The organism is Rhodococcus sp. BH5 (genome assembly GCF_027583855.1).
In the GTDB taxonomy this organism is placed as follows: domain Bacteria; phylum Actinomycetota; class Actinomycetes; order Mycobacteriales; family Mycobacteriaceae; genus Rhodococcus_F; species Rhodococcus_F qingshengii.
In genome coordinates this window covers 1-5020 of the sequence record NZ_JAJHVW010000048.1, presented here as the reverse complement: position 1 = coordinate 5020, position 5020 = coordinate 1, and the positions used below count along the sequence as shown (strand labels likewise).

Below are 5020 nucleotides of genomic sequence, written 5' to 3'. Positions count from 1 at the left end.
CTCTAACGTAGCGCGGCAACCTTACACATCAGGTCCGGTTGCCGGCGTCCCAGGGTACCTGACCTGAGTGCTTCCCCATTTATATGCTGTTTGGAGATTTTTTGATGACCACCACACCCACACACTACGCATCATTCAATGACGAAGCCCCGATCCCGTTACCTCGCATGGAGGCGGAAACTGGTTGTGCTCGCGCTGGGTTCGATCCGAATCCGACAACGATTTCGGTGCTTACCACCACAGCAGGCATGAGTGTGTTGATTGCGGTGTTGACTGGTATCGGCCATTCTCTGGTCAGAGTGGCGACCGAGTACGGAACGATCTTGGTGTATTCGGCGTTCTTTCTGTGGATGTCGATCTCGGGACGGTTGTTCTGGTGGGGCGCAGACAAACTCATCGCGCTACCCCGAACGAAGAAGAGTGACATCGTGGTGCGCACCGGTGAAGTCCGGTAGTGCTGTCGGTGCTCGATGCCGCGGCAGGCAATCCGATGCGGGCCGCGATAACTCTGGCTCTTTTGTTGGCCGCTTACCACCCTTTTCGCGTGGCTTATCGCTCCGGAGTGCATGCTCCCCGCGGCCGCGTTGTGCGGACTCGTATTCTTGTCTATCGCCTGGTGGTGGACCCCATTTGTGACCCGAAAGCATCCCAGCGGATTCAACGACGTCTTCGATGCTCGATTGAAACGGGTTATTGATCGGAATTCTCCTCCAATCAATCGGTACGACAAAGCGAACTACAAAGACGCTGATTGCCAAGTAGAGGACGCCGACTCTGCCAGGGAGGTTCGGCCGCCCTTGGACGAGCTTTGTGGGGCGGAAACAAGTGAAAATTTCGGGATCCTCGGCGAGGGTGACTCTCCCACAGGCCTGGGCCTCAGCTGTCTCGCGCCGCTCACTGTTTCATGCGAGCCTTCCTTGGGTTGCAGAACAGGGCGATTTGTGCTTGGGCTGCATCCCATATCGGTGCCGATGTCTTCCCAGCTGGCTCCGTGAATGTGTAGTTGCCAGGCGTCGTGTTCGAGCGGATGGAGAGCTGAGATTCTTTCGGTTCGGCGATGACCCGACCAGCGCCTTGAATGATCGTGGCACCTATCTGTTGAGGTCGGGGCCACGATCGGGGTGGGGGAGTCTAGTAGGCGGCGAAGTTTTGTGTGCTGTAAGTTCCTGCGGGCCCGGTGGCGTATCCGACGCCGATGTGCGTGAGGCGCGGGTTGAGGATGTTGGCGCGGTGTTCGGGACTGTTCATCCAGCTGTCGACTATCGATGCCGCGGTCCGACTTGAGTTCCCTTTGTAGATGTTTTCCGCGCTCCAGGTCCATCCCGGTCGGTAGGTCGCGGTGTAAACCGGATTGTGTTCCAAGACACCTAATGTCGCCATGGCGGACGACCAACCCTGGGCGGTTGCGGTCAGTGCTGCGTCGACGGCGAGGGAGCGCATTCCGTATGCGGCACGGCGAGCGTTGGTGGCGGCGGTGATCTCCTGTGGCATCGAGATCGCGCTCCCGATCGAGAGGTGAGGAGCCGGCGCGGCCGATGCTGTTCCGACGACCACTGCGATTGGGGCGGTGAAGGCGAGAGTGGTGGCCACGGCGGCGAGGGTGCTGCGCATGAAGGTACGCATGATGGGGGGCTCCTTGATGTCTCGTGTACCGAACAGGCTTGTCCGGTACGCGCCTCTCGGTGAGTAGTGAGATAGGGCGAGCTGGGGGATGGATCGCTTCGGAGAATTCCGAGAAAGGATGCTAGAGCTGCTGCCACTGGTCTTCTGAGGTGCGGATACTTTCAGTGCGGGTGCTGCCCATGTTCACCCCACCCCAGATTCCGGATTTTTGTCCGGGTCCGAGTGCGAAGTCGAGGCATTGAGTGTGCACGGGCACGACAGGCGCCCGGCGACCGCTTTTCATATTTGCGTGCGGCGAGCGATGGAATTGCCTCGGTAGCATTCATGATCCCTTCGCCTTTGGCATCGAGAGCGTTCAAACTTCTTTTATGCTGTGCATTTGGACTACGTGCGCCTTGTATTCTATGAGCGACCGCTATGGCGACCATAGTCGAAAGTCCTGGCGGGCATGGATCGAAATTCATTGCATGGCAGCTTTCCGCACCCGAGTAAATCTCGAATTACTGCCTCGGGTTAAAGCTCTACTGGGATGTGCGGTGTCGCAACGCTCCAAGAACACCCGCCCCGCTGTTTTAGCTCTTGAACCTTTTGGCGTCGGGTCGACATGAAGTCTCCGCCTTGTGAACGAGGCGGTTTCCGTACTCGCTGCCGTTGTCAGGCGGCTGTTTTCGGGTTTTGACGTTTCACGGTCTGCCTGACGGCGTTGGGCTCCACGTCCTGCACGGCCACTTCCTGGCCCCGTTGTTTGATCACGATCGCAGCGTTGGTGTCAGCGTTACCGGCCCACCCGCACTCTGGATTCTTACACCGAAACGACGCTTGGTTTTCGCGTTGCCCCGGTGTGTTCGACCCGCATGCGTGACACGTCTGCGACGTGCCGTGTGGTCGGATGGCGATGACTCGCGCCCCTGCTTGAGTTGCTTTGTATGTGAGCAGGGTCTGGATCTGTGTCCAGCCCTGATCGAGTATCGACCGGTTCAACCCGGACTTCTGTTTGACGTTCACTCCTGAACACCGCCTCCATCGGCCCCGGTCGGATGTGGGCAGTGGTGGATGCTCGGCCTCGGCGGGTTCGACCGCGATATCGCATTGATCGCCTTCACGTGTGACGGAGAAGGTTCGCTGACCGGCGCGGCGCGAATCTGGACACCACAACGCCTCGTAGAAGTGACCGGCGCTGCTGCCACGGGCGTTGTCGCGGCTTATCGCCAGCGAAGTCCGTACCAGCCACTCCTCAGCGCTGTCCAAGCTGCCGAAGCATCCCTTTCGCTCGATGAAATAATCAGTGATCCAATATTATTGGCAATGCCTACCCCATGCAGATTGGGGCTACCGCCCGCTACTTGACCCCCGATATCCCACTGATCAGAACTGCCATGTAGTGGACTGATCAGGACTACTATGCAGTAACTGTGTCTGAGCACACGTGAAAAGAACAGGAAAAGCGCATGAAGAAGATTCTGAATTCCCTATCTGAGGATGAATACGTGTTGATTCTCGAAACCAAAAAGGATCAGACTGTTGAACTCGACGAAGACGACCTGATTGCCCTGCACGCCCGAGTACGTCGGGCCCGCAACAAGTATACGAAGAACTACCGGCGAGAGGGTTCAGTGAAAGTCGAAGCAAAGAAGGCCCGCGGAGCAGGTAAAGCTTCGAACACCCGCAACGCCGGTAAGGCAGAAGTCTTCGAAGACGCGCTCAGCAGAGTGAGCCGCCGTCTGGCCACAGTCTCCCGACAGAGCGCCCGCGACCTCAAGGACAAACGACTCCAGCGCGCACGCAACGACGCTCCGTCGTTCAGCGATATCGAAACCGGTAGCGGAAAAGTCTTCTCCGCGGGGAAAGCTCGTATGGATGAAACGCGTAGCTCGCCGGGCAAGAAGAAGTTCGAAGCATCCAGAATCGCAGCCGGAGCACGTCGACAAGCAAAGAAAGACAATTGCCGATAATCCGCAAGAAGTCGGACTGAACCATATGCAAGTGTTGGCGACCGTCGGTCCGAATGGAGTAATCGGATCATGCGGTTTTTCGTTCGACGAGTGTTGCTGATCGCTGAGCCAGTATTTTTACCGACGATGAGATCGCCTTCTATACGTGTTGTGGTGGGTAATTTCGGACTTTCGTAGTGTTTGAATCACCCTCGGCCGGTGGGTGTGGCGCAGATCTCCCTGTCGCGTTGGACGGCGCATTGGGAATGGCCGGCTTCTCTTCGATCAGCGACGCTCGCGGGGCGCTGATGGACGTCGTTGCCGGGGCACTGAACTTCAGCAAGATCCGGATCGTCGAAACCGGATGGCCTACCCCCTCAGCCGCCACTCGCTCGAATTCTGACGGTGCACGAAACCTAAGCTCACTCGGACAAAGGAATTGACCATGATCGCTTTCGGTGTTGTTCTCATCGTCATCGGCTTGATCGTTAAGATCTCTACATTGTGGATTGCAGGCCTCGCTGTCGGCGTCTTCGGCCTGATACTTCTGTTGCTTGGACTACGCGGGCAGAAAGTAGTCGGACGCCAGTACTGGTATTGACGAATCTTACTGATCGCATCGATTTCGCTGGCCTGGCCATCAGGTTGGCGTACTCGGGTCCTCGCTACCCTCGCCGTATGGCTCGTCGCCGCACAGGCCGCTGTGGTGATTGCTGTTTGTGCTGGTGGCGAGAATCGCAGGTTCCGGACACGTCCGACAGGATATGGCTCACGTCCGACAGGATATGGCTAAAGGTCGCGAGATCACCGAATCCGCTCTTTGCTAACAGGTTAGGTACTTCGCCCGGAGGGAGCCCGGAGTCGCGCGACCTTCCGTGAGACCGCCCCGATCACCCCGAGGATTCCCAGCCGGTGCAACATCACGCATCGGCGATGCTCGCAACACCCGGCCGGGTCTGGCTGGACGGACCGCCGTAGAGCTTCATTAGATCTATGTGCACCAAAAGAATTGACGAAAGAATGCGGCCGTGACCCTACCCGCAGTAGCCCGACGCGAGGAGCGAAGCGCCCTTCTCTGTTTCACCGTACCCACCCGCGCCGCCTGTGGATACCGACCTCCGGTCTGCACCCGCACGTCACCCGGATGGGGCGCACGCGGGCGCCGGTCGCGGAGCTGGCTGCGCCGGTGGTGTCGGTGCGCCCTCGACAACACTGCATGCCGTCCTTCCCTCCCAATACGCCGGTGTCTGCACCCCGATCTACGGTGCGCGGGCCGGCATCAACCACTCGTCGAATCATCGCGGCGCAGGTAACCGTTTGATTCGAATCGAAACGGTGCGTAGGGGCCTGAGCTCGATTGGGAGCGCCGAACTCGCTGCAGCTCGACGTCGTATCGCTGAGTTGGAGACCGAACTGGCTATCGCCAAACGCTCCACGGAACTGCTGAAGTCGGTGGCGGCCGCAAA

8 protein-coding genes are annotated in these 5020 nt (G+C 58.5%); 5 read left to right on the top strand and 3 right to left on the bottom strand.

The window, feature by feature from the left end; translation table 11 throughout:
- The first annotated feature begins 248 nt into the window (after nucleotides 1-248).
- Nucleotides 249-455: a hypothetical protein gene (locus RhoBH5_RS32235; RefSeq protein WP_270009596.1), complete on the top strand. Its 207-nt coding sequence runs from the start codon at nucleotides 249-251 to the stop codon at nucleotides 453-455.
- Between the two features lie 676 nt (nucleotides 456-1131).
- On the opposite strand, the gene RhoBH5_RS32230 is transcribed toward RhoBH5_RS32235, so the two are convergent.
- The 3 genes from RhoBH5_RS32230 to RhoBH5_RS32870 form a co-directional block, all read right to left on the bottom strand.
- On the bottom strand, nucleotides 1132-1623 hold the full coding sequence (locus RhoBH5_RS32230) for a CAP domain-containing protein (RefSeq protein ID WP_270009595.1): 492 nt from the start codon (nucleotides 1621-1623) through the stop codon (nucleotides 1132-1134).
- A 121-nt stretch (nucleotides 1624-1744) separates the two neighbouring features.
- Entirely contained in the window at nucleotides 1745-1906 is a 162-nt protein-coding gene (locus RhoBH5_RS32875; protein WP_442972506.1) for a WhiB family transcriptional regulator, read from the bottom strand.
- A 371-nt stretch (nucleotides 1907-2277) separates the two neighbouring features.
- Entirely contained in the window at nucleotides 2278-2628 is a 351-nt protein-coding gene (locus RhoBH5_RS32870; RefSeq protein WP_442972507.1) for a zinc ribbon domain-containing protein, read from the bottom strand.
- A 443-nt stretch (nucleotides 2629-3071) separates the two neighbouring features.
- On the opposite strand from RhoBH5_RS32870, the gene RhoBH5_RS32225 reads away from it, so the two are divergent.
- The 4 genes from RhoBH5_RS32225 to RhoBH5_RS32210 form a co-directional block, all read left to right on the top strand.
- Complete coding sequence (locus RhoBH5_RS32225; RefSeq protein WP_270009594.1) at nucleotides 3072-3575, top strand: hypothetical protein; 504 nt, start codon at nucleotides 3072-3074, stop codon at nucleotides 3573-3575.
- Nucleotides 3576-3751: 176 nt separating this feature from the next.
- The gene (locus RhoBH5_RS32220) at nucleotides 3752-3997 is read left to right on the top strand and encodes a hypothetical protein (protein ID WP_270009593.1); all 246 of its coding nucleotides are present in this window, start codon (nucleotides 3752-3754) and stop codon (nucleotides 3995-3997) included.
- Nucleotides 3998-3999: 2 nt separating this feature from the next.
- Entirely contained in the window at nucleotides 4000-4155 is a 156-nt protein-coding gene (locus tag RhoBH5_RS32215; protein WP_270009592.1) for a hypothetical protein, read from the top strand.
- 503 nt (nucleotides 4156-4658) lie between these two features.
- On the top strand, nucleotides 4659-5020 hold a 362-nt coding region (locus RhoBH5_RS32210), incomplete at its 3' end, for a hypothetical protein (protein WP_270009591.1).